Here is a 22,655-nt window from a genome sequence, read left to right on the forward strand (position 1 = left end):
TTGATCTCTTTTAGCATAATGCAGCATCGCTTTTTGATAAAATAGGTATAAATGATGGCTGATATCATTTATACTGATATCAGTTAAAGGAGCCAATGAAATGGAACTACAAGATTTAGAAATTTTTCGTGCAGTTGCCGCTCACGGAACAATTAGTGGAGCTGCAAAGGCGTTAGGATATGTACAGCCTCATATTACCGAACGCATTAAGCGCCTGGAGGAAGCCGTTCGTTCTCCACTTTTTGAGCGAACTAATCGAGGGGTTTTACTTTTACCGTCTGGTGAAGTACTCTTAGAGTACGCAAATCGCATTTTACAGTTGGTTGAAGAAGCAAAAGATCAAATTCATCAGCAACAACAGATCCACCGCATTGCTACTTCTCCATCCATTTTATCTGCCTATTTGCGTGATCGTATTCGTTCTCAATTAAGCCACTATGATATTTATGAGCACCCCACTCAGCGGCTAAAATTTCTTCTCACAAATGGTGATGTTGATCTCGTCATCACCTATAGTATGTATACCGATCAATCTCTAAAAATCATTCATCAATCAAGCTTAACGTTTGGATTAATAGCTGCGCATCAAGATGTAGATATACCAACAAACTATTTCTTTGTCAGTCATGATCCAGAATGTCCATTTCGGAACCATACGCTTCACTACATGCAGAAGGAAAATATTCCCGTCACTCAACTAAAACAAGTAGATTCATACTCGTTCATTGAAGAACTTGTCGAACAAGGACAAGGGGTCGCTTTTTTACCTGTTCAACATCGCCAATTACAAGTAGTAGAAACGATTCCGCTACAAGAAGTCCCAATCTATATGTATACACGTCAGGGATCTCGCACTTCTCTCCCTGATAAATGGCTACAGCATGACTCTAGCACATTACCAAAAAAATAGTAGTGAAAAAGTCCCGTTAATGAATTATAATATGAGCACTATTATTGTTTTTTTCATGGAGGAAAACGACATGCACCGTAATAAAACCTTGCATTCCTTTTTACTTAGTAAAGCCAGACAACTAACGGAAGAATGGTATGCTTCTTTAGATAAAAGTGACCCAACCGGTGTCTATTCTTCGACAAACCCTGCCATCATTGAGAATTTAAAAGCGCAAAACTTTGAATTCCACTTGCATCTTTGTGAAATATTCATTCTTGAAAAACAGGCGTTTTTCAAGAAATTTCAGCCATGGGTGGAGAAAGTAGCGAAAGATCCCGAGCATCAAAGTACGCCCATTCATTTCATTCTTCGCGAATTTATGAGAACGAGAGAGCAATATTTTGGCTTTTTAGAAGAATTCGCTACTCTTCATTCTGATGTTACATCCGATCAGCTTAAAACGTGGGAGCGTCTTATTACGCAAACATTTGATGAAACAATCCTTCGCTTTGCAGAAGAAACGCATAATATGGCTTCATCGAAACTTGAAGCACAGCAGGAGATGATTAATGAGCTGAGTTCTCCTGTTATTAGCTTAAAAGATCATTATACGGCTCTTCTTCCACTCGTAGGAGATATCGACACTGCCCGTGCGAAAATGATTTTAGAAAAAACGCTTGAGCAATGTTCGAAGATGCGCGTAACACGGTTATATATTGATCTTTCTGGTGTTATCATTATCGACACAATGGTCGCTCACCAACTGTTTCAGCTTATCGATGCGCTGCGCTTGATCGGTGTTGAAACGATTCTGTCAGGAATTCGTGCTGAAATTGCCCAAACCGCTGTTCAGCTAGGACTTTCCTTTGATAAGGTCATTACCAAAGCGAGCCTTTCTCAGGCACTGACCGTAGAATAAACAGCAAAAAAGCCTATCTCTCTTTAGGAGACAGGCTTTTTTTTAATGTTCTTCCTTCATCGCATCCGCTTTCGTTTTGTGAACGGTTCCTTTCGCATGCTGCGGTGGTGCATAAATCGAATATAATTTCAGCGGCTCATTTCCTGTATTGACTACATTATGCCACGTTCCTGCTGGTACCATAATCGCCGAGTCGTCAAACACTTTACGCTGGAAGTTCAGCTGATTTTTCGCTTTGCCCATTTTGACGATTCCTTGCCCTTGCTCAATACGTAAAAACTGATCAACAGTTGGATGAATTTCAAGTCCAATGTCCTCGCCTGGATTAATGCTCATCAAGGTTACCTGCAAATGCTTTCCCGTCCATAAAGTCGTGCGATAGTTTTGATTTTGTTTCGTTGCTTTATTGATGTTCACCACATACGGCTGTGGACCATAATCTTGAACCCCCTGCTTACTTCTCAGATCATACGGATACGCATACTGTAGGTATTGCCTGCTGTCATAATAACCCGGTGGAACGGAGTAATACGGATAGTAATATGGAATGTAATACATAAGCTCCCTGCCCTTCTTCGCATTTGTATAATACTATCCTATGTGAAAGGGCTAGGCTATGTAACGCCGTTCTATCCATGATTATACATATTCTATCGGACACAAAAGAGCCTTCGCTTAAAAAGGAAAACTCTTTTCATAGATTTTATTGGTTAATGAATAAGCTGCCCTCTTGCCTTGGAAAGCTCTTCAATAGGCCAACCGCTGACTACCGCATGTGAAAGAAAACGAACGTCTTCAAAGCGAAACCCCTGTTTAAAGTAGTTTAGTGCATACGCCTCATTCTGCTTCATTTCTAGTCCTTGCAAAGTATGAATGGGTTCTTTTAATGACGCAATGCTTCTTAGCAATGAAAAGTTTGCTCGCTTGCAGTCATTTCCCTCGCTGTCATAGCTCAGATACATTTCTGCTTCTTTTTCCCCGTCCTTGTACAGCTGATAAAACCATCCATAGTCTTCCGCATGAAAATAAAAAAAGGTAAAACCATCAATTTTTTTTGAAATTTGTTTTGCACAAGCTTCAATTTCCGCTTCTTCACCGTGTACTAACACGCCGTTCCACAGCTCATTGACCGGTAACACATATCCTTGCACCTTTAATTTTTGACACGCCTCTACTGTTGAAGAAAACGTATCCCTTACTAAAATCGCCACTGTATGCTCACTCATGTTTTATCCCTCTTTTTCTACGCCGTATTTTATCATTTTGTGTAGCCGAATTGGCCTTTATACTTCTATATTATTCGGTGATGATAACGCACATCCCTCTATGAGTGAAACAATTTACAATAAGAAGAAAAACGAGGTTATAATAGAGCTATGTGTGGGTGAAGATACTTTGCTAAGAGGATCTCGAAAAGACATTATTACATTTCATTTGTTTCTATAACAGGTAGGTGATAAATATGAGTAAAAAAACAGAAAAAACAAACGTCATGCGCGTGCTGGACCAAAAAAACGTCGCTTACAACCATTATTCGTTTGACAGCAAGTCTACAAGTGGTGCCGAGGTGGCTCGTTCTCTTGGAGAGGACCCTCACCGCGTGTTTAAGACGCTTGTGACGATTGGAAAGTCAAACGAACATTATGTATTTATGGTACCGATTGATCAAGAGTTAGACTTTAAAAAAGGCGCACAGGCTGCCAAAGAAAAGGCGATTGAGATGATTCCTCAAAAAGCACTTCTTCCGCTGACAGGCTACATACACGGGGGCTGCTCTCCAATCGGAATGAAAAAACCGTTCAAAACGTTTATTCACGAATCAGCAGAAACGTTTTCGTCCATTTTCTTTTCCGCTGGTAAGGTAGGGCATCAAGTCGAGCTTTCGTTATCTGATCTTCAACAAGTCATTTCTGTGACGACGGCTGACCTTGTAAAAGAAAGTTAAACACGTACGATCTAAACGAATGGTTTAAAAAAAGACGCGCTTCTCTATAAATGAAGTGCGTCTTTTTTCTTCTTAAAGACAAGAAGATCTATTCTTTTTTACTCACTATGTAAAATTACGACCGTTCCTTCAACGATTCTCCTCTTAGTAAATCACGAATCTCCGTCAACAGTTCCTCTTCTTTTGTAAGCGTTGGTTCAGCGGGTTCTTCTGGTTTTGCCTCTTCTTTTCGCTTCAGCTTGCTTACTAGTTTGATAAACAAGAAAATCGAAAATGCGACGATCACAAAATCAACAATGGATTGAATGAACGCTCCGTATTTAACCGTCGCTTTTTCAAACGTGAATTCCAATCCTGAAAAATTGATGCCCCCTAGCAACAATCCAACTAATGGCATAATCACATCATTCACTAATGAGGTCACGATCTTACCAAAAGCTGCCCCAATGACAACACCGACCGCTAAATCAAAAATATTGCCCTTTAAGGCAAATTCCTTAAACTCTTTTAACACGTCTTGCTCCTCCTCTTATTAAAATGTGCCCGTTCAAAAATCAGACAGTTTACAGAATAACATGGATACACGAGCTAAATCTAGGTCTCTCCTTCTTTTCAAATCAAAATGCCTACATTTTTACGTAAGGATACTTCTTTATATACAATAGCTTCTCCAATAAAAATCGTATTAACTCTGCGCTCGTATGAAAAGCAATTTTTATTACTAAATAAATAGAAGCCCCACATCAAGGAGGCTTCTATTCCCACTTTCTTTTACCATATTAATAAGCCTTCGCCCAGTTCACAAGATGATTTGCTTCCTCACCACAATACACGCACGTATCAGCAACACGCTCTTGCTGGAACGGTATACAGCGCGAGGTTACACTCGTTTCCTCTTTAATTTTTTCTTCGCATTCGCGCTTTCCACACCACATTGCTTGTGCAAAACCATTTTCCTCTTCGTAATAGCGTTTAAACTCTGCATAGCTTTGAATGACTTTCGTGTGGTCTTCTCGGTAAGCCTTGGCCATTTTCATTAAGTTATCTTGAATATCCTGTAGCAGCTCCGTAATTTTCTCTTCCACAGAAACAATCGGCGTCTGAATCTTTTCTCCCGTATCACGTCTTACAAGAACGACTTGACCAGCTTCAATATCCCGTGGTCCAGCTTCTAAACGAATGGGTACACCCTTCATCTCGTACTCATTAAATTTCCACCCTGGCTTTTTATCGCTTGCGTCGATATTGACACGGAATTGACTTCCAAGTTGGTCCTTTAGCTTATAAGCAAAGTCGAGAACCCCTGCCTTATGCTGGGCAACAGGCACAATGATCACCTGCGTTGGTGCAACCTTTGGTGGCAGCACTAACCCCCGGTCGTCTCCGTGAACCATAATCAGTGCCCCGATAATTCGCGTCGTAAAGCCCCATGATGTTTGATGAACGTGCTGCATCTTTCCTTCACGGTCACTAAACTGAATCCCGAACGCTTTCGCAAATCCGTCTCCAAGATAGTGTGAAGTTGCGGACTGAAGCGCTTTTCCATCCGGCATCAGGCTTTCAATCGTATACGTATGCTTTGCTCCTGCAAATTTTTCTTTTTCTGTTTTTGTGCCTTTTAAAACTGGAATAGCTAAAAAGTCTTCACAAAGGGACGCATACACTTCAAGCATTTTTCGTGCCTCAGTTTCAGCATCCGCTTCCGTCTCATGACACGTATGACCCTCCTGCCAAAGAAACTCAAGCGTACGCAAAAATGGACGCGTCGTTTTTTCCCAACGAACAACATTTGCCCACTGGTTATACAACTTTGGCAAATCACGATAAGAGTGAATGATATTTTTATAATGTTCACCGAAAAGCACCTCAGACGTTGGGCGAATACATAAACGTTCTGCGAGCTCTTCGTCTCCACCATGTGTCACCCATGCCACTTCTGGTGCAAATCCTTCGATATGATCTTTTTCAATTTGAAGAGAGCTTTCTGGAATTAAAAGCGGCATATACACATTTTCGTGCCCTGTTGCTTTAATTTGATGATCAAGTTCTGCTTTAATATTTTCCCAAATCGCATAGCCATATGGGCGAATAATCATCGAGCCGCGAACGCTTGAATAATCGACAAGCTCCGCTTTTGTGACGATATCGGTATACCACTGCGCAAAATCCTCATCTCGACTTGTAATACTTTTGACAAACTGCTTCTCACTCATCTTTTCCACCTCGGTTAGTTAAAAATAAAAAAAGCGCTGCTTTAATATAGGGACCAAAAACGGTGGTACCACCCTAAATTTAAAGCAACGCTTTACACTCTCACATGTTAACGGTATTTAACCGCTATGCTTTTTTGCATAGAACTCAAAGGCAGGTTCAAATAATGTTTCTTAGATGCCTCTCACCAATCTGCACCCTCTCTGGAAAGAAATTGACTATTTTACTATTCCTTCTCTTCGTTTATTAGATATTTTCATAAATTTTAAATAATACGTCAATTATTGTCAAGATAAAGTTTTAATATACATTATTTCAAACCGTATTCATTAAAAGGAGATTGCCTAATGAAACCATTCTCGAACAAAGATTCAAAGAAGACTACTACATCACCATGTCGTTGCATGTTCCATCGTCATTTCCATAAACTTCTCTGCAGCTAACGAACGCCATTTTTTTGATTTCACCATCATATAGGCGTAAATATTGTCAAACTGTTCCTCGTGGTTAATTAATTGCAGGTCACCTTTTTCGATTTCTTTCTTCACCGTTATGTACGGAAGAAAAGAAAAACCTAACCCGCCAAGGATTGATTTTTTTATAGCCTCTATGCTCCAAAGCTCCATCGTATTAAATTTCGCTCCATAGGTCGTCTCCATATGTTTCTCAAACATTACTCTGTAGCTGCAGGCTGATTCATTTGTTACGAAATAATCATCATTCTTTGCCTTTGTGTAGTCACCAAATTGAGATGATCTCATTTTACTCGTCACCAAAACGATTTGTTCCCTTTGTAAACAGTATTCAATGAGATGATCTTGTTTCACTTTTGGCAATAGAGCAAACCCAATATCGACAACATCGTCTACCACTTCCTTTTGATTTTTACTACATGTTCCATTACTTAAAATTAGTTTCACGTTTGGATAGCGTTGGGTAAACTGACGTAAAATTGGTCCTAATCGATAGATTGTCAGTGATTCAGGAGCAGCAATTCTTAACTCACCGCTTACCTCCCTTTTCGTTTTAAGATTTGTGAGATGCTGATAAGTGGTTAATAATTCATTAACTAAGGGAAGTGCTCGTTCACCAATTATTGTTAACTGCAATTTCTTTTGACTGTAGTGAAATAATGGTCCTCCTAGACCTTTCTCTAATGCCTGAATATGGGATGTCATGGTTGATTGTGTATATCCGAGCCTGGCCGCAGCCGATGTATAACTTCCTGTTTCTAATATCGTTTTAAATGTTATAAAGTGCCTCACTTCCAAGTCGATTCCCCCTATGACTTTTCTAAAAGAGCTGTTTTTTCTTCAGTCATGATGTCCACTTTCGAAATACGAAGTACTAACAGAGCGGATAATAAGCACACAGCGCCAGCTGATAAGAAGGAAAGATTATAGCTCCCTAGCGTATCCCTCAAAATACCGCCTCCATAAGCAGCAACGCTGGCACCAATTTGGTGAAAAACCACGATCCATCCGAAAATCATCCCGCTATTTGCTTTTCCAAATTCATTTGTTGCAAGCTTCACTGTAGGAGGAACAGTGGCGATCCAATCCAAACCATAAAATACTGAAAAAAGAAGAAGAAATGCATGATGCCCCTCAAAAGCATAAGGTAAAAACAAGAGCGACAGTCCTCGGAGACCATAATACCAAAATAGCAATTTTCGACTATCATAACGATCTGATAGCCAGCCAGATAACGTGGTACCAACGAGATCAAATATTCCCATAAGCGCCAATAACCCTGCACTTGTTACCTCTGGAATTCCATGATCGTGTCCTGCTGGTATAAAGTGAGTGCCAATTAAGCCATTGGTAGAAAAGCCACAAAAAAAGAAAGTTCCGGCAAGAAGCCAAAATGCACGACTTTTCCAAGCAGTTCCTAATGTCTTAATAGGTGTAAGAAAGATATTACCTTTAAATGGAGTTGGCTTCACAACCTCCCCTTCTCCGTATAAAGGCAAGCCTATGTGAGAGGGATGATTCCTCATCCATATCGCTACGACGATTAGTGTAAAGAGCGTGATGAAACAGGCTGCAAAAAGGGCTTGACGCCACCCTACTTCCTCCGTTAGTTTGGCCATGAGTGGTAAAAAAAGGAGCTGACCAGTAGCAGCGCTTGCCGTCAGTAGTCCGACTATCAGTCCCTTACGCTTTACAAACCACTGATTGCTGACGGTGACACCTAGTACGTTTGCCATCATCCCTGTAGCAAGCCCAGTAACAGCTCCCCATAGTATTTCATACTGCCACAAAGCAGTCATAAAAGGAGTGACGGCTAAACTAATTACTAATGCGGTTAAAGAGATCACGATAACCTTGCGAATTCCATACTTCTGAAGCAGCGCCGCACTGAAAGGACCCGTTAAGCCGTATAAAAGAATGCCAATAGAAATAACGCCTGAAATACTGGTTCGGCTCCATCCAAATTCTGTTTGAAATGAGATCATTAACACGCTTGGTATCGACCGAATACCTGCTGAAACAAGCAAGGTCAAAAACGTTACAATGACAATAATCCACCCGTAATGAAACGATTTAAAACCGATTCGTTTCTCCATTGCATTCCCCTCTTTCTCTATGTAATTCCTAACTTTACCATACCTTTCTCAACGATATTAGTAAAATTGAAGTTTATGAATGCAAGTATTGATTTTTTCGATAGTTGTTTCATCTACCGCTCTTCGTCTCCATTTCTTCTTTATCCATTATATCTCTCGTATTTCTCTCGCCTCTGCGTCTTTTATCGTCCATGCACGAGTGTTGATCGCCTCTCATATATAAGTTATATCTGCGTTCATAGAGGAGGAGTTTTTATGTTGCCAAGCGAGAAGTTTTTTGGTCAGCTCGAGGTTGTTCATACGTTTTCTGGTGCTATGCCAACAGGTGTGACGATATCAGAAACGGGAAGAATATTCGTCTGTTTTCCAAAATGGGGAGACGATGTTCCGTTTACGGTCGGAGAAATTGTGAACGGAACGCTAAAAGCCTATCCAAATCTCGAGGTCAATACGAGCAATGATAAAGTTCAGCCTTCCGCTACGTTTATTAGCGTTCAAAGCGTTGTGGCCGACGGAAGGGGCACGCTTTGGGTATTGGACACAGGCTCACCAAACTTTTCAAAGCCGATGAAAGGCGGTGCAAAGCTCGTTGCGATTGACTTAAAGACAAATAAAATAAAACGCACGTATACATTTCAACCAAACGTTGTGCTGGATAAAACCTATTTGAATGACGTACGCATTGATTACCGTGTTGGTAAATCAGGCTATGCGTACATCACGGATTCAGGATCAGCCGGTATTATTATCGTTGACTTAGAGAACGGGCGCGCTTTCCGCCGCTTAGACGGAGCCAAATCAACTTCACCTGATCCTTACTTTGTCCCAAAGGTAGAAGGAGCGCTTTTAATGGATCGAAGCAAGGATGGCAAAACGGAGCCGCTGCAAATGGCATCAGATGGCATTGCGATTTCACCTGATGGTCGAAAGCTCTTCTTCTGTCCTCTTTCAAGCAGGCACCTTTTTGCGATTTCGACAGAGGTGCTCAGAGATCAGCGCATCCTTGATCATGAATTGCTGTATCACGTGGAGTACTGGGGTGAAAAAGGCGCATCAGACGGAATGATTACGGATGCACATGGCAATATTTATGCGGGCGATTATGAGCACAACGCCATTCGCAAAATACGTCCAAACGGGGAGATCGAAACCATTGTCCATACCCCTACTTTGTTATGGCCTGATACGCTCTCAATTGGACCTGATCAATATTTATACGTTATCGTTAATCAGCTTCACCGTCAGGCACGGTTTCACTACGGAAAAGATTTACGAGAAAAACCTTACGCGCTTGTTCGCCTCAAAATTGGGCAGAACCCTGCTCCTACATCGTAATTCTAACGTTTATTTTCTTCTACCCAAAAACGGGCGACAGAAAATTCCTGTTGCTCGTTTTTTGTTTTCCACTCCCCAAACTTCTATCCCATCTAGCATTTAGGAGTATTAGAAACCATGTCTTAGGGTATTGGATTAATAACTAACAGAAAGGTGGGATAAACGTGCAAAAGTTTGGATTTACCTCTGTTTTAATCCTCGTTCTTTCCGTGTTCATTTACATTGCTTCATTATTTGGACGCACCGTTGAGTTTTTACCCGGAAAAGCGCTTGTTTTTCTTCTTATTCTTCTATCCATTTCAGGTGTATTATTGGCTTTCAAGAGCTCAAAAGGTGGGCTACAAATTGCCGGAGTTTTAGGCAATGTTCTCGTACTACTTATAGGAGGAGTTATCCCAGTAACTTCAATGTTAATGTAACTACCCTACTGAACGCTCTACAAAAAACCAAGCTCAGATCTTCCTGAGCTTGGTTTTTTTTACATTCTTTTCTCAATTATCTTTTTCTTCCTTCTTATCTAAAGTAAAATAAGAATGTATTCGAAAGAAGGAGGAATCATTAGTGAGTACTTTTAACATAGGAGATGCGATCTATCAGCTTGTCTTTCTCGCACTTCTCGTATTTGTAATCTATTTTATCGTGGCTTTTTTCCGTTCAAATAAAAAGCGGAAAACACAGCTAGATCGCATCGAACAGAAGATTCAGGACGTAGAAGAACGATTGAACAAGCATTAAAACTGATCCTTTTAAATAGATTAGCGTAGTACTAGCACTCTAGAATGCAAAGCTAAATCTTACTACAAGCCAGTCATTCAACACCTACGATTAAGAGCCCCTTTACATAAAAGTGGCTCTTTTTTATGTACTTTATAAAGATAATGGGTTAAAAGATACGCCCACTTCTTCTATCCTTTCTATGCTTTAAACAGATGCTGATGCTCATGATAATATGAAACGATAAAGTCCCGAAATGCGCTAACCGCAGAAGATAAACGTTTATGTTTTAACCATGATAACCCCACTGAATACGTAGCAGCGCTATCCTTAATTTTAATGTAATTCAACCCGAGCGCCTTGCAAACGGAAATAGGCAGAAGCGCCACTCCCTGATCAAGCTTGATAATTTCCACAAGCAGGCTCGAATCTACCTCGAAGGCAATCGTCGGTGTAAATCCTGCTTTTTCGCAAAGCATCGTTGTAAAGTCGCTGTACTCTTCATTATTGGCAAGTGTAATAAAGACCTCATTTGAAACATGACGCAGTGAAATATCGCCTTTTCCTGTTAATCGATGCCCATAAGGCAAGACAAGTACAATATCTTCATCAATGAGAACGTGGCTCTCAATTTCGTCATCTTCAATTGGGTGACCTGTAATCCCAAGGTCAATTTCCCCTTTTTTCAAGCTCGTCATAATTTCATCTCTTATACCAATCCCCTGAAGAATCTTTGAGTGTGGAAACTCATTAATGTATCCACTAATCAGTCCTGTGAGAAATCGTGAGTTAGAGATGGATATTTTAATACTATTTAGCATTTGATGTTCCTCTGCTTTAATCTCCATTTGCGCATTTTCAATTTCTGTAAAAATTCGATTCACATGCTTTAAGAGAATTTTTCCTGATGAACTTAACTGAATGTTTCTTCCTTTTCGATCAAACAGATTCGTCTGTAGCTCATCTTCAAGTCGTTTAATCGTTAAGCTTAGCGATGGCTGCGCAATATTTAATTGTGTGGCGGCTTTTGAAATATGCTCCGTGTAGGCAACCGTTTGAAAATATTTTAGTTGAAGTAGCTCCACTGCTTTCACCTTTTCATTTATTTTAGTAAATATATATATAATTTATTATGTATTAGATTAAATGTAAAATTCGGTGTAAGCTATTTCTGAAGAGTTATCAAACATTAAACGATTCATTCAAATGAGAAAGGTGTCCTGTTCTACCATGAAAATTGATGTAAGCAACATCGCCAAAAATCTAACTACACCGTTAACCGCACCTGCTTATCCGATGCCACCCTATAAATTTATTAATCGTGAGTATTTGACGATTACATACCGTACAGATGAAAAAGCGCTTCGTGAAGCTGTTCCGGAGCCACTTGAAATTATTAAGCCACTCGTCAAATTCGAAGTGATGTGGATGCCAGATGTGTCTGGACTTGGAGCCTATACGGAATCGGGTCAAGTGATCCCCGTTCGTTTTAACGGAGAAGAAGGTGACTACATTCATTCGATGTATGTCGATAACTTCCCTGCTATTGCAAGCGGACGTGAGCTTACCGCCTATCCGAAAAAGCTTGGCTCACCAAAACTATATATCGATTCTGATACGCTTGTCGGAACGCTTGATTACGGAACGATGCGCATCGCAAATGCAACGATGGGCTATAAGCACGTTGAAACAGATAAGGAACAAGCGAAAAAGGAAATTTGCCGTCCGACCTTTATGGTTAAAATGACGACCGATTATGAGGGTAACCTCAGCATTTGTGACTTAGTGCGAACACAAATTACAGACATTACGATTAAGGAAGCATGGACGGGTCCTGCAAGACTTCAGCTGTTCGAGCACGCGTTAGCACCGCTTGCCGATCTACCCGTGTTAGAAGTTGTTTCAGCCTCTCATATCCTTACCGATTTGACGCTAAATGCTGCACAACCTGTCTATAACTATCTAGAGGAAAAATAAGGAGGAAGACAAAATGAGAATTGCTGTTTTAGGTGCAGGTTCATTAGGAACAATCGTTGGTGCATATTTAGCTGACGGTGGAATGGACGTCCAATTAATTGATACTTACGAGGCACATGTAGAAGCATTAAATACAAGCGGAGCAAACGTAATCGGAACAACGGAATTTCACTCCAACGTAAAAGCGATTACGCCGGAAAACAAATCCGGAACATATGATTTGGTATTACTATTAACAAAGCAACTGTACAACGAAACGATTTTAAGAGAACTACTACCATTTCTACATGATGACAGCGTCGTATGTTCTCTACAGAACGGTATACCTGAGCAAAGCGTGGCATCTGTTGTAGGAGCAGATCGCGTCATTGCGGGTTCCGTTGAGTTCGGTGCCACTTTTATCGAGCCAGGTGTTTCTAGACTGACGACGGAATACACGCAATTTAAAAAATATGCGTTCCAAATTGGCGAGTTAAACGGGGAAACAACGAAAAGAATTCAGCGTATAAAATCTGCTTTAGACCTTGTGGGTGGTACGCATATCTCTGATAACTTGGTCGGAACAAAATGGTCAAAGCTTCTTATTAACAATGCATTTAGCGGATTGTCCGCCGCGCTTAACGGGGAATATGGAGATGTTCTTGATAGCGAAACAGGTATTGTGAGCGCTGTTCATATTGCAGATGAAACGATTAAAGTAGGACATGCCAATCACGTGACATTTGCGAAAATGAATGGATTTGATATCGCTTCACTCGAACTGACAAGTGACAGCGACATTCCTGATCGCGTTCAAACACTTCGTGCAGTCATGGAACCTTCTAGACTACTAAAAGCAAGTATGCTTCAAGATTTAGAAAAGAAACGCAAAACAGAGGTACAATATATTAATGGCGTTGTTCCAAAAATGGCTCAGGGCAAAGAAATTGAAACACCTTTTAATGACTTAGTTGTCACTTTAGTGGAAGAAGCGGAACAATTACAAAACGTACCGACATTCAGCAAAAACATTCAGCCGTTTGAATTACTGATTCGCAGTGCTTCTCCGTCTATGATTAATTAACTAAACTAAGAGCCGCTAGGAAACTAGAGGCTCTTTTGTCTTTTAACAGTCTTCACTTACATATGCCCTCCTTGTCTCGAGATCTATAAGACTTACGGTTGGCGCTTTGATCACATGAAGTATATGATGGAATAGGAACAGCAACTAAATACTACGTACCACGGAGGCGCTATGCATAGAAATCAGACGTTATATACTTTTTTAGTAGACAAAATCCCAGAGCTCACAGACAAATGGTACAATTCCTTAAACAAATGTGATGAGAAAGGTATTTACTCTTCTACTGACCCTACAGTCATCAAGCAGTTAAAGGAACAGCATGATGAATTTCAGTTCCACTTTTGCGAAGTGTTTCTACTCAGCCAGCGTGATTTTAACGATCGGTTTCATCCTTGGATTAAAAAGGTGGCCCAAGATGTGAAGTACCAGCACACCCCTCTTCATCTCGTCGTTCGAGAGTTCATGAAAAATCGCGAGCTCTATTTTATCCTTCTGGACGAATACATTTCCAACCATCAAGAAGAAGTGACGGAACAGCTAGCACGAGCGTGGGAGCACGCTATTACGTCTACGTTTGATGACATCATTTTTGCCTTCTCACAAGAATCTCATCATGCCGCACAAATAAGACTAGAGGCACAGCGGGAACTTATTAATGAATTAAGCACCCCCATTATTCATTTAAATGGCCATAGCGCTCTTCTTCCACTTGTTGGAACAATTGATGATGAACGCGCAAAAATGATTTTAGAAAACGTATTAGAACAATGCACAAAAACACAGATTGCCAAGCTGTATATTGATCTATCTGGTGTTGTCATTGTAAATCGAATTGTTGGTCATCAGCTGTTTCAATTAATTGATTCTCTCCGACTAGTTGGAACCGAGACGATTCTTTGTGGAATTCGAGAAGAAGTCGCAAAAGGTGCGATTCGTCTTGGCATGATTTTTGAAGGAATTGAAATAAGGTCCAGCCTTTCGCAAGCGTTGGCGTTTCAGCCTTAACTATTTCTAAAAACAATTGTCTTGTTATGTTTTGGGTTTCGCTATTATTTAAAATTCATTATAATGAATACATACACAATGAAACAATTGTTGCTGCAACACAGAAAGGAGTTTTCACTTGTCTGATCAAATTAAACCGTTAAATCCAATTGCCCTTCATTTAGGACCTTTAGAAATTCATTGGTACGGTGTCATTATTGCCATGGGCGCTTTATTAGGATTAATAATTGCGATCAAGGAAGGTAAAAAAAGGGGAATTAATCCCGATGCTATTATCGATCTTATTATGTTCGCCCTTCCGATCGCTATCATTACTGCACGTATTTATTACGTATCGTTTGAGTGGAGCTATTACAAACAGCATCCGAGCGAGATTATCGCTGTGTGGCACGGAGGAATCGCCATTCACGGGGGCATTATCGGTGCCGTTGTGACTACGATTGTGTTTTGCCGAAAGAAAAACCTTTCGTTTTGGAAGATGGCTGACGTCTTGGCACCAAGCCTCCTTCTAGGACAAGCAATCGGTCGCTGGGGAAATTTTATGAATCAAGAAGCACACGGCGATGCTGTGAGCAGAAGCTTTTTAGAGTCTCTTCACCTACCAAACTTCATTATTAATCAAATGTATATTGACGGGACCTATTACCAACCTACTTTTTTATATGAATCGCTATGGAGCATTGTAGGCGTTATTATCTTACTTTCCCTTCGAAAAGCGAACCTGAAGCGTGGCGAGATGTTCCTTACCTACCTTGCATGGTATTCAATTGGCCGCTTTATGGTAGAAGGAATGCGAACGGACAGCCTAATGCTTACGTCACATATTCGCATTGCACAGCTCGTATCAGCCGTTTGCTTAATTGGTAGTATCATTCTTATGTGGTACCGACGTCGAAACAAAGAGCTTATTTCGTATAAGGCTTAAATAAAAAGCACATCATGTTGGAGTCATGATGTGCTTTGTTATCTTAATCGAAATTTTTCCGTTGCCGAGGATTAATAAATGATTTTATTATCCTTACCGTAGATCGTAATATGATACGGATCATTCCCAATTCGTGATTTCATCTTTTCTGATGATAGAAAATAGCTTATAACCGTTTTAAGTTGTTTAGCAAACAGCTGCGCATCTTGATCCGTGCTGGCTAAACCTATGAATGCCTGAATTTCTGGCTCAGGATTAATGGAGTAACCAACCGTTGTTACGTTGTACTCCTTCTTTCCTAGAAGGTCATCCCCTACTAAATTTAATATTTTCACCCATTTTCGATCACGGTTTCTTTTTGCAAGGTCGATTTTTTCAACTTTTATGGCCATTGGTTTGATATGATTTCTACTTAATGTGGAGCTAATGCTATTTTTTAGTTCGCTAATTCTTGTTTCCGTAGTTGGAATATAAATCGTCATTTCGCTCAAGTCGTTATTAATTGCGAACGATCGTAACCTGTACTTCTTTAAATCCTTTATAAGCAACGCGGATATTTTTTGATATGCTTGGTTAGAAGCAAGCTGATCAGCCGTAAATACTTGCTTTGAGCGATTATCTTTCACCACATTAAGTGTATAAGTATCGTACCCTCGTCTTTTTAAAATCCCACTCACGTCTTCCTCTATTGCACCTTTAACTTTCTTAAAATAGTTCTCAGATCCATTAACAGTGACGGTCAGAATTTTTTCTGGCATTGAAGCACCAACGCCAGAAGTCTCATACCCTTTTTCCATGAGGGCTTCTGAAATTTCAGTAACAATATCCTGCTTAGGCCCAATAATTTGATTTAAATACGGAATATAGGAAATTACCTTAGCCATGGATGGCGAAATAAAAGCCGAACTAACTAATAATGATAAGAGAAGCACTGCCACACCGCTCATATACAGCCATTTCGTTTTAAAGAGATGTTGTTCTTTTCTCCCTCGTTTTATCGCTGCCTTAATTCTCTGATCTAGTAAGTCCTTCGGTATGTCTATTTGATCTAGCCCTAACTTTACATGATCTTTTAAATCTTCATTCACTCGATACACTCCTTTTTAAATGGAATTTCAATTTACTAATCGCTCTATGTAACTGGGCTTTAACCGTTCCCTCCGGACAATCCAAAACGTCTCCTATCTGTTTAATAGACAAATCTTTGTAATACCTTAGAATAATGACCGTTTTATATGGATTTTGTAGGCACTCAATTGCTGTCATTATATCCAGTCTGTCATCGATGTTTCTCTCACCATAATCTAGTCTCTCGATCTCCTCAATGGGAACGACATTTAACCGATTATTTCTTTTTATAAAATCAAGCGCAGCACGAATCAAAATTTTGGTGATCCATGTTGAGAAATAGTGGGGCTCTTGTAGGTGTTTAATTGATACAAATGCTTTATATACAGCTTCTTGGACAACATCTAGCGCATCCTCCTTATCTTTCACATACAAATAAGCCATCCTAAAAAGCTTTTCCTTTTCATCATGAATGAGATCTTCAAACGCCTTCTCATTTCCTTTCATAGCTTTTATTACTTTTCTCTCGTCTAGCATCTTTTCGCCTCCTTCTATCTGTTAGACAGTCAATAGGAAAAAAACGTTGCAATAAATTTAATTACTCAATATGTGTTCATCTCTTTCCTATTTTGATACAATACTGAATCAAACCATACATCCGTGTCTTTTCGATTATGAAGGCAGACTGTTAAGAGATAACTATTAGGGAGGTCATTCTTGTGTATACCGTAAAAGAAGTGGCTAAGCTGCTTGATCTTACTGAACACACCATTCGCTATTATACAGATCAAGGGCTCGTTCCGAGTTTACAGCGTGATAAGAACAACGTTCGATTATTTGATGAAGAGTCTATTAGTTGGCTAAAGGGAGCCAAATACCTGAAAGAAAGCGGCATGACTATTGAAGCGATTAAAAATTATATCGATTTATGCCTAGAAGGGCCATCTACGATTACACAGCGTCATGAAATCCTGTTAGAACAAAAAGAGAACGTTCTTCAGCAGTTAAAGGAAGCACAGGAACGGGCAACTTTTATGTTTGACAAAGTAAAGCATTATGAAGATATTTTAAATGGCGTAACGCCAGATAATATGAATCCAGCAAACAGTTTCCGAAAACAGACCATTTAAAGCGATTAAGGAACTTTTTCATAAAACCATCTCTCTTCTTACTCAAAAGTGTTGACTTCGTGTTACTCGAAGGTGATAGGATTCTTATAGCGCATCAAAATACGATGCTGCTCAACGGAACTGAACGTAAGGAGGAACTTTACATGAAACACGTTACTTTAAACAACGGCGTCAAAATGCCAGCAGTAGGATTTGGGGTCTATCAAATTAACGATGCCACACAATGTGAGCAATCCGTCTACGACGCGCTTATGGCTGGGTATCGACTGATCGATACGGCCGCGGCTTATAGAAATGAGGAAGCGGTAGGAAACGCAATTAGACGCAGTGGGATTCCACGAGAAGAAATCTTTATTACAACAAAGCTTTGGATTCAAGACGCTGGATATGAAAAAGCAAAAGAAGCGTTTCAGAAATCATTAGCACGACTACAAGTCGATTATATTGACCTATATTTAATTCATCAGCCGTTCGGAGATGTGTATGGCTCTTGGCGCGCCATGGAAGAGTTATATGATGAGGGCAAAATTAAAGCGATCGGCGTAAGCAACTTCTACCCGGATCGCCTAGTAGACTTGATTATGCATAATCGAATTGTACCAGCGGTAAATCAGGTGGAAACGCACCCCTTCTGCCAGCAGGTCGAAAGCAATGACGTAATGAAGGAGCACGATGTACAAATTATGTCATGGGGTCCATTTGCGGAAGGAAAAAACAATATTTTTGAGAATGAATTACTTGTCTCGATAGCTGAAAAGCATCAAAAATCTGTTGCACAAGTCATTCTTCGTTGGCTAAATCAACGAGGGATTGTGGTCATTCCAAAATCCGTTCACAAAGAACGAATTATCGAAAATGCTGACATTATGAACTTCGAATTAAGTCACGAGGACATGCAGTCCATTGCAACGCTCGATACAAAAGAAAGCTTGTTTTTCTCTCATCGAGACCCAAACTTTATCAAAATGCTTCAACAAATCAAGTTTTAAACTAATGCACAGCATTTAAATAAAGGGTTGCCCATAGTAGTCATAGCTACTATGGACAACCCTTTTTCTTTTACTATTTTATATTTCTAAACCCGTTCCATTTATAAAAAGGCTTCGTTGTCGCCACAGGTAAAATAAGAAGGCACATTCAGGTTCGATATACATTAATGGCTGTTTTGTTGTTCGTAGATCACCACGTCACCGTTTACTCGGAGACCAACTTCGTCGCCTTTTATTATATGCGGCTTTCCTAGCACGCGGATTGAAACCGAACAGCTGTCATCCCTTTCTCCAAGAGTCATATCAATTAGGGAATCATGTCCAAAGTAGGTTGTTTTCACGACCTTGGCTTTTATCCCTTCTGCAATGGCATCAATCGTTAATTGCTCTGGTCTAATCATAACCGTTACGTGAGCGTTATCTACTGACTTTTCTTGATGTGACAAGCGCCCAAGCGGACAATCAACATAGCCATTCTCTGCATATCCGTCTACAAGTACAGCATCTCCAACGAACGTAGCAACTTTCAGGTCTTTCGGATTGGTATAAATATCGTTTGGCTCGGCAATTTGAATAAGGTCACCATCTCTCATTACCCCAATAATATCTGCCATTGAGAATGCCTCTTCTTGGTCATGAGTAACCATAATCGAGGTTGCATTCGATTTCTCTAACGCATACTTAATATCTTCTCGCAATTTTGCTCGTAATCCTGTGTCCAAGGCGCTAAACGGTTCATCGAGTAATAAAAGCGCAGGGTCAGGTGCTAGTGCACGCGCAAGGGCGACACGCTGCTGCTGACCTCCGGAGAGCTCGTGAGGCATGCGCTTCTCAAACCCTTGCATTCCCACAAGCTCAAGCATTTCGAGTACTCGTTCGTTTCTCTTGGCGTTTCGTGGTAACCCAAACGCGACGTTTTGCGCGACTGTTAAATGCGGAAATAACGCCCCTTCTTGTGGCACGTATCCAATTCTTCTTTTCTCCGCTGCGAGATGACGACGTTCATTAAACACTTCTTGGTCACCGATTTCAATTGATCCTGAATGAGGAATTTCAAACCCTGCGATGCTTCGTAGCAACGTTGTTTTTCCACATCCCGATGGCCCTAAAATCGCAAGCATTTTCCCCTTTGGCAAATCAAACGCTACGTTTTTAATCACGTCTACGCCATCAAAGCTTTTTGAAAGATTTTTAATTGATAATGCCGTCATAACGTTTCTCTCCTTTTACTTGAAAACGAGCGCATTGTTAGCACATATACAGGTAAGCTCGAAATTAAAATAAGTAGCGCTGCATACGGTGCTGCCGCTGCAAACTCAGAGTTTGTTGTGTGCTGCCACACCTTGATGGCGAGTGTATCGACACCTGTTGGTCTCAGTAGCAGCGTTGCCGTGAGCTCGTTCATAATTTTTAGGCAAACGAGCGCCATACCTGCCCCAATTCCCGGAAGAATGAGCGGCAGTGTCACGGTGAAAAAGACCGTAATGGGACGTTTCCCTAGCGTTCTTGCGACTTCTTCAATACGCTCTGGTGCCTGCTCATAAGAGGCACGAATCGATGATTGAGCAAGCGGAACGTACAGCAGTACATAGGCAACGACTAGTAAAATCGATGTTTGATAAATAGGGTTCATATATCTTACAGCAAAAAAGACAAGCGTTAATCCAATAACAAGACCAGGCAAGCTATGAACGACATAGGGAACGCGTTCTGACAAGACGGACAGTGATCCTCGGTAACGAAGCGACAGCATCACAAGCGGCAGGGCTACTAGCGCTGTCACTACAGCTCCTCCTAGACCGTACGATAAAGTTGTGAGCAGATTATGTCCCATCTCTGCTAATGGAAATTGAGCAGAAGATCCATTCAAAAGCCAGTAGATGAGTCTTCCAAGTGGAATTCCTACGGCAATTACAGTTAGCGCCAAAAATCCTACAAGAACCAACGGCGCCCAAGCTCCTAGTGATCGCTGTTCCTGTTTTCGAGACACGCCACTTCCGACCGGAGTGTATTTTGCTTTCCCTCTTATATAGAGCTCAAGACCAATAAATAATAAGCATAAAAATAGCAGCACGGTCGTTAACATCGCCGCCGAAGCTCCGTTAAAGGCCATCGTATATTGATCAAAAATAGCGGTTGTAAACGTATCAAAACGTAGTAATGACAATGCCCCGAATTCCGCTAACGTGTGCAGAGCAATTAATAATCCTCCCCCAAACAAGGCAGGTCGCATTTGAGGAAAGGTAACGCGCCAAAATGTTTTCCATGGCCCGTATCCTAACGAATGTGCGACTTCTTCTAACGAAGGATTCATCCCGCGTAGTGCCGCTGCGACTGGTAAATGAACGAGGGGATAACTGTATAGAGTAAGGACAACGAACGCGCCGAAGAACCCTTCAAAAATTGGACTCAGTGACACCCAGCTATAGCTCGAGACAAACGCTGGAACAGCAAATGGAAGCGTAATAAGTACGTTCCAGACTCGTTTTCCCCACAGGTTTGTGCGCTCAATGAACCAAGCGGTCGCCACGCCAATGACCATCGACGTAATGGTGACGGTAACATCTAACAACAGCGTATTTTTTAGGAGATCATACACGCGCTGGCGAAAAATAAGGTGTATCGCGGTTTCCCAACCTGCTTCACGTGCACGAATGATAATGTATAAGAATGGTAGACAAGCAATGAAAATAAATAAAAAAACAGGTAAAAGGAGCAACAGCGATGTTCTTCGCTGCGGCCCCTTTCCCTTAAATAGCTCGACTAGCTTCATTATAATAACCCGACTTCTTGAAGAAGTTCTAATGCTTGTTCACCATCAGAATATTTCCCTAAGTCCAGCGTATTTTTAGGCGGGTTCAATTCAGAAAAAGGCTTCATTCCTTTTGTATCAACGTTCGCATTTAACGGATACTGTGAGCTCGCTTCTGTTAATGCTTGTTGCCCCTTCACATCTGTCGCAAATTCCATGAATTTTTGTGCGTCTTTCTTATTATCACTCGCTTTTACGATTGCTGCTCCGGATAATGAAATCATATCGCCAATATCTCCATTACCGAAGTAGTACAGCTTGGAATTCATGTTGTCTGCGCCTTTTTCCTTCGCTTCGTTATCCCAGTAGTAGTTATTAATAAGCGCAACGCCTACCTCACCTTTTTCAACTGCATCTAACGCCATTTTGTTGTTTTTGTATTGCTTTCCGTATTTTTGTAATCCTTCTAACCAATCTTTTGTTTTATCTTTCCCGTACAGCTTAATCATGGCAGAAATTTGATTTGTAAATGCTCCACTCGTTGGAACAAATGCTACTTTTTGCTTCCATTCTGGTTTCGCAAAATCAAATACGGACTTTGGAAGCTCGCTCTCTTTTACTTCTTTCGGATTGTATGCGACAACACGAGAGCGTGCGAGTAATCCGACCCATTTACCGTCTGGGTCTTCATATTGCTTGTCCACATGACCCAGTGCTTTGGAATCTGTTTTTTCTAATAAGTTTTGTTCACCAAGCATCACAAGCGGAGCCGTTTCTTCTGTAAAAATAATATCCGCAGGTGAGTTCTTCCCTTCTTCTGCTACTTGATGAGCAAGTTCATTACTAGACCCTTCACGAACTTTTACTTTAATGCCCGTTTCTTTTGTAAAATCCTTCGCTAGCGCATCCGTTACTTCTTTATGCTGACCGCTATAAATCGTTAACGTATGTGCTTCTTTTTTATCACCTGAACTTTGGTCACTGCCATTTCCGCACGCAGCGAGTCCCCCTACTAACACGACTGATGCAGCTGCAACAGCCCATTTTTTTGCGTATGTATGTACGTTCATGTCTACGTCCTCCTAAGTTCTTATGTAAGTTTATTAGTATGTAAAATAGTTGTACGTAATCCATTGTTAAACAAAATCAGTACTGATATTG

Annotated in this window: 24 protein-coding genes and 1 other annotated feature; of the genes, 12 read left to right on the plus strand and 12 right to left on the minus strand. The window is 40.7% G+C overall.

What is annotated here, in order from left to right:
- The first annotated feature begins 100 nt into the window (after positions 1–100).
- On the plus strand, positions 101–910 hold the full coding sequence (locus tag IE339_RS16475; protein ID WP_242169296.1) for a LysR family transcriptional regulator: 810 nt from the start codon (positions 101–103) through the stop codon (positions 908–910).
- 70 nt (positions 911–980) lie between these two features.
- The gene (locus IE339_RS16480; RefSeq protein ID WP_242169298.1) at positions 981–1,811 is read left to right on the plus strand and encodes an STAS domain-containing protein; all 831 of its coding nucleotides are present in this window, start codon (positions 981–983) and stop codon (positions 1,809–1,811) included.
- A 42-nt stretch (positions 1,812–1,853) separates the two neighbouring features.
- Here the strand turns inward: IE339_RS16480 and IE339_RS16485 are convergent, their stop codons facing one another.
- Positions 1,854–2,369 carry a cupin domain-containing protein gene (locus IE339_RS16485; RefSeq protein WP_242169299.1) on the minus strand — a complete coding sequence of 172 codons (516 nt, stop codon included), beginning with the start codon at positions 2,367–2,369 and terminating at the stop codon, positions 1,854–1,856.
- A 152-nt stretch (positions 2,370–2,521) separates the two neighbouring features.
- A complete protein-coding gene (locus tag IE339_RS16490) occupies positions 2,522–3,037 on the minus strand; it encodes a hypothetical protein (protein WP_242169302.1) in 516 nt (171 codons plus the stop codon).
- A 236-nt stretch (positions 3,038–3,273) separates the two neighbouring features.
- Between IE339_RS16490 and ybaK the strand changes: the two genes are divergently transcribed.
- Positions 3,274–3,756, plus strand: a complete 483-nt coding sequence (gene ybaK / locus IE339_RS16495; protein ID WP_242169304.1) for a Cys-tRNA(Pro) deacylase — start codon at positions 3,274–3,276, stop codon at positions 3,754–3,756.
- Between the two features lie 115 nt (positions 3,757–3,871).
- Here the strand turns inward: ybaK and mscL are convergent, their stop codons facing one another.
- The 4 genes from mscL to IE339_RS16515 all read right to left on the minus strand — a co-directional run bounded on the left by mscL (position 3,872) and on the right by IE339_RS16515 (position 8,536).
- Entirely contained in the window at positions 3,872–4,270 is a 399-nt protein-coding gene (mscL, locus tag IE339_RS16500; RefSeq protein WP_242169306.1) for a large conductance mechanosensitive channel protein MscL, read from the minus strand.
- Positions 4,271–4,535: 265 nt separating this feature from the next.
- The gene (gene proS, locus IE339_RS16505; RefSeq protein WP_242169308.1) at positions 4,536–5,969 is read right to left on the minus strand and encodes a proline--tRNA ligase; all 1,434 of its coding nucleotides are present in this window, start codon (positions 5,967–5,969) and stop codon (positions 4,536–4,538) included.
- Between the two features lie 45 nt (positions 5,970–6,014).
- Positions 6,015–6,216, minus strand: a binding site (T-box leader).
- Positions 6,217–6,356: 140 nt separating this feature from the next.
- Entirely contained in the window at positions 6,357–7,232 is an 876-nt protein-coding gene (locus IE339_RS16510) for a LysR family transcriptional regulator (protein ID WP_347342730.1), read from the minus strand.
- A gap of 17 nt (positions 7,233–7,249) precedes the next feature.
- Complete coding sequence (locus IE339_RS16515; protein WP_242169312.1) at positions 7,250–8,536, minus strand: MFS transporter; 1,287 nt, start codon at positions 8,534–8,536, stop codon at positions 7,250–7,252.
- 255 nt (positions 8,537–8,791) lie between these two features.
- Here IE339_RS16515 and IE339_RS16520 point away from each other — a divergent pair, with 255 nt between their 5' ends.
- From IE339_RS16520 to IE339_RS16530, 3 genes are all read left to right on the plus strand, one after another.
- A complete protein-coding gene (locus tag IE339_RS16520) occupies positions 8,792–9,871 on the plus strand; it encodes a major royal jelly family protein (RefSeq protein ID WP_242169314.1) in 1,080 nt (359 codons plus the stop codon).
- 164 nt (positions 9,872–10,035) lie between these two features.
- Complete coding sequence (locus IE339_RS16525; RefSeq protein WP_242169316.1) at positions 10,036–10,290, plus strand: hypothetical protein; 255 nt, start codon at positions 10,036–10,038, stop codon at positions 10,288–10,290.
- A gap of 142 nt (positions 10,291–10,432) precedes the next feature.
- Positions 10,433–10,606 (plus strand): DUF4083 domain-containing protein, encoded by a 174-nt coding sequence (locus tag IE339_RS16530; protein WP_242169318.1) that lies wholly within the window; start codon positions 10,433–10,435, stop codon positions 10,604–10,606.
- Between the two features lie 179 nt (positions 10,607–10,785).
- On the opposite strand, the gene IE339_RS16535 is transcribed toward IE339_RS16530, so the two are convergent.
- Positions 10,786–11,670: a LysR family transcriptional regulator gene (locus IE339_RS16535; protein WP_242169320.1), complete on the minus strand. Its 885-nt coding sequence runs from the start codon at positions 11,668–11,670 to the stop codon at positions 10,786–10,788.
- 145 nt (positions 11,671–11,815) lie between these two features.
- Between IE339_RS16535 and IE339_RS16540 the strand changes: the two genes are divergently transcribed.
- The 4 genes from IE339_RS16540 (at position 11,816) to lgt (ending at position 15,555) form a co-directional block, all read left to right on the plus strand.
- Positions 11,816–12,562: an acetoacetate decarboxylase gene (locus IE339_RS16540; RefSeq protein WP_242169323.1), complete on the plus strand. Its 747-nt coding sequence runs from the start codon at positions 11,816–11,818 to the stop codon at positions 12,560–12,562.
- Between the two features lie 13 nt (positions 12,563–12,575).
- Positions 12,576–13,625, plus strand: coding sequence for a ketopantoate reductase family protein (locus IE339_RS16545; protein ID WP_242169324.1), 1,050 nt, complete (start codon positions 12,576–12,578; stop codon positions 13,623–13,625).
- Between the two features lie 171 nt (positions 13,626–13,796).
- Positions 13,797–14,630 (plus strand): STAS domain-containing protein, encoded by an 834-nt coding sequence (locus IE339_RS16550; RefSeq protein WP_242169327.1) that lies wholly within the window; start codon positions 13,797–13,799, stop codon positions 14,628–14,630.
- 118 nt (positions 14,631–14,748) lie between these two features.
- Positions 14,749–15,555: a prolipoprotein diacylglyceryl transferase gene (gene lgt / locus IE339_RS16555; RefSeq protein ID WP_242169328.1), complete on the plus strand. Its 807-nt coding sequence runs from the start codon at positions 14,749–14,751 to the stop codon at positions 15,553–15,555.
- Positions 15,556–15,626: 71 nt separating this feature from the next.
- Here the strand turns inward: lgt and IE339_RS16560 are convergent, their stop codons facing one another.
- Positions 15,627–16,643 carry a DUF4179 domain-containing protein gene (locus tag IE339_RS16560; RefSeq protein WP_242169330.1) on the minus strand — a complete coding sequence of 339 codons (1,017 nt, stop codon included), beginning with the start codon at positions 16,641–16,643 and terminating at the stop codon, positions 15,627–15,629.
- Positions 16,636–17,160 (minus strand): sigma-70 family RNA polymerase sigma factor, encoded by a 525-nt coding sequence (locus tag IE339_RS16565; RefSeq protein ID WP_242169332.1) that lies wholly within the window; start codon positions 17,158–17,160, stop codon positions 16,636–16,638. Before IE339_RS16565 ends, IE339_RS16560 begins: the two co-directional genes overlap by 8 nt.
- Positions 17,161–17,342: 182 nt before the next feature.
- Between IE339_RS16565 and IE339_RS16570 the strand changes: the two genes are divergently transcribed.
- Together IE339_RS16570 and IE339_RS16575 are read left to right on the plus strand one after the other, a co-directional pair.
- Entirely contained in the window at positions 17,343–17,753 is a 411-nt protein-coding gene (locus IE339_RS16570) for a MerR family transcriptional regulator (protein ID WP_242169334.1), read from the plus strand.
- Between the two features lie 143 nt (positions 17,754–17,896).
- Positions 17,897–18,742 carry an aldo/keto reductase gene (locus IE339_RS16575; protein WP_242169336.1) on the plus strand — a complete coding sequence of 282 codons (846 nt, stop codon included), beginning with the start codon at positions 17,897–17,899 and terminating at the stop codon, positions 18,740–18,742.
- 164 nt (positions 18,743–18,906) lie between these two features.
- Here IE339_RS16575 and IE339_RS16580 read toward each other — a convergent pair whose 3' ends face one another.
- From IE339_RS16580 to IE339_RS16590, 3 genes are read right to left on the minus strand one after another with little or no spacing between them, the layout of a single operon-like run.
- Positions 18,907–19,953 carry an ABC transporter ATP-binding protein gene (locus tag IE339_RS16580; RefSeq protein WP_242169338.1) on the minus strand — a complete coding sequence of 349 codons (1,047 nt, stop codon included), beginning with the start codon at positions 19,951–19,953 and terminating at the stop codon, positions 18,907–18,909.
- Positions 19,950–21,515, minus strand: coding sequence for an ABC transporter permease (locus IE339_RS16585; protein ID WP_242169340.1), 1,566 nt, complete (start codon positions 21,513–21,515; stop codon positions 19,950–19,952). The genes IE339_RS16580 and IE339_RS16585 overlap by 4 nt, the downstream gene beginning before the upstream one ends.
- Entirely contained in the window at positions 21,515–22,564 is a 1,050-nt protein-coding gene (locus IE339_RS16590) for an extracellular solute-binding protein (protein WP_242169342.1), read from the minus strand. Before IE339_RS16590 ends, IE339_RS16585 begins: the two co-directional genes overlap by 1 nt.
- Positions 22,565–22,655 lie beyond the last annotated feature (91 nt).

This window comes from Priestia koreensis (assembly GCF_022646885.1).
Classification (GTDB): domain Bacteria; phylum Bacillota; class Bacilli; order Bacillales; family Bacillaceae_H; genus Bacillus_AG; species Bacillus_AG koreensis_A.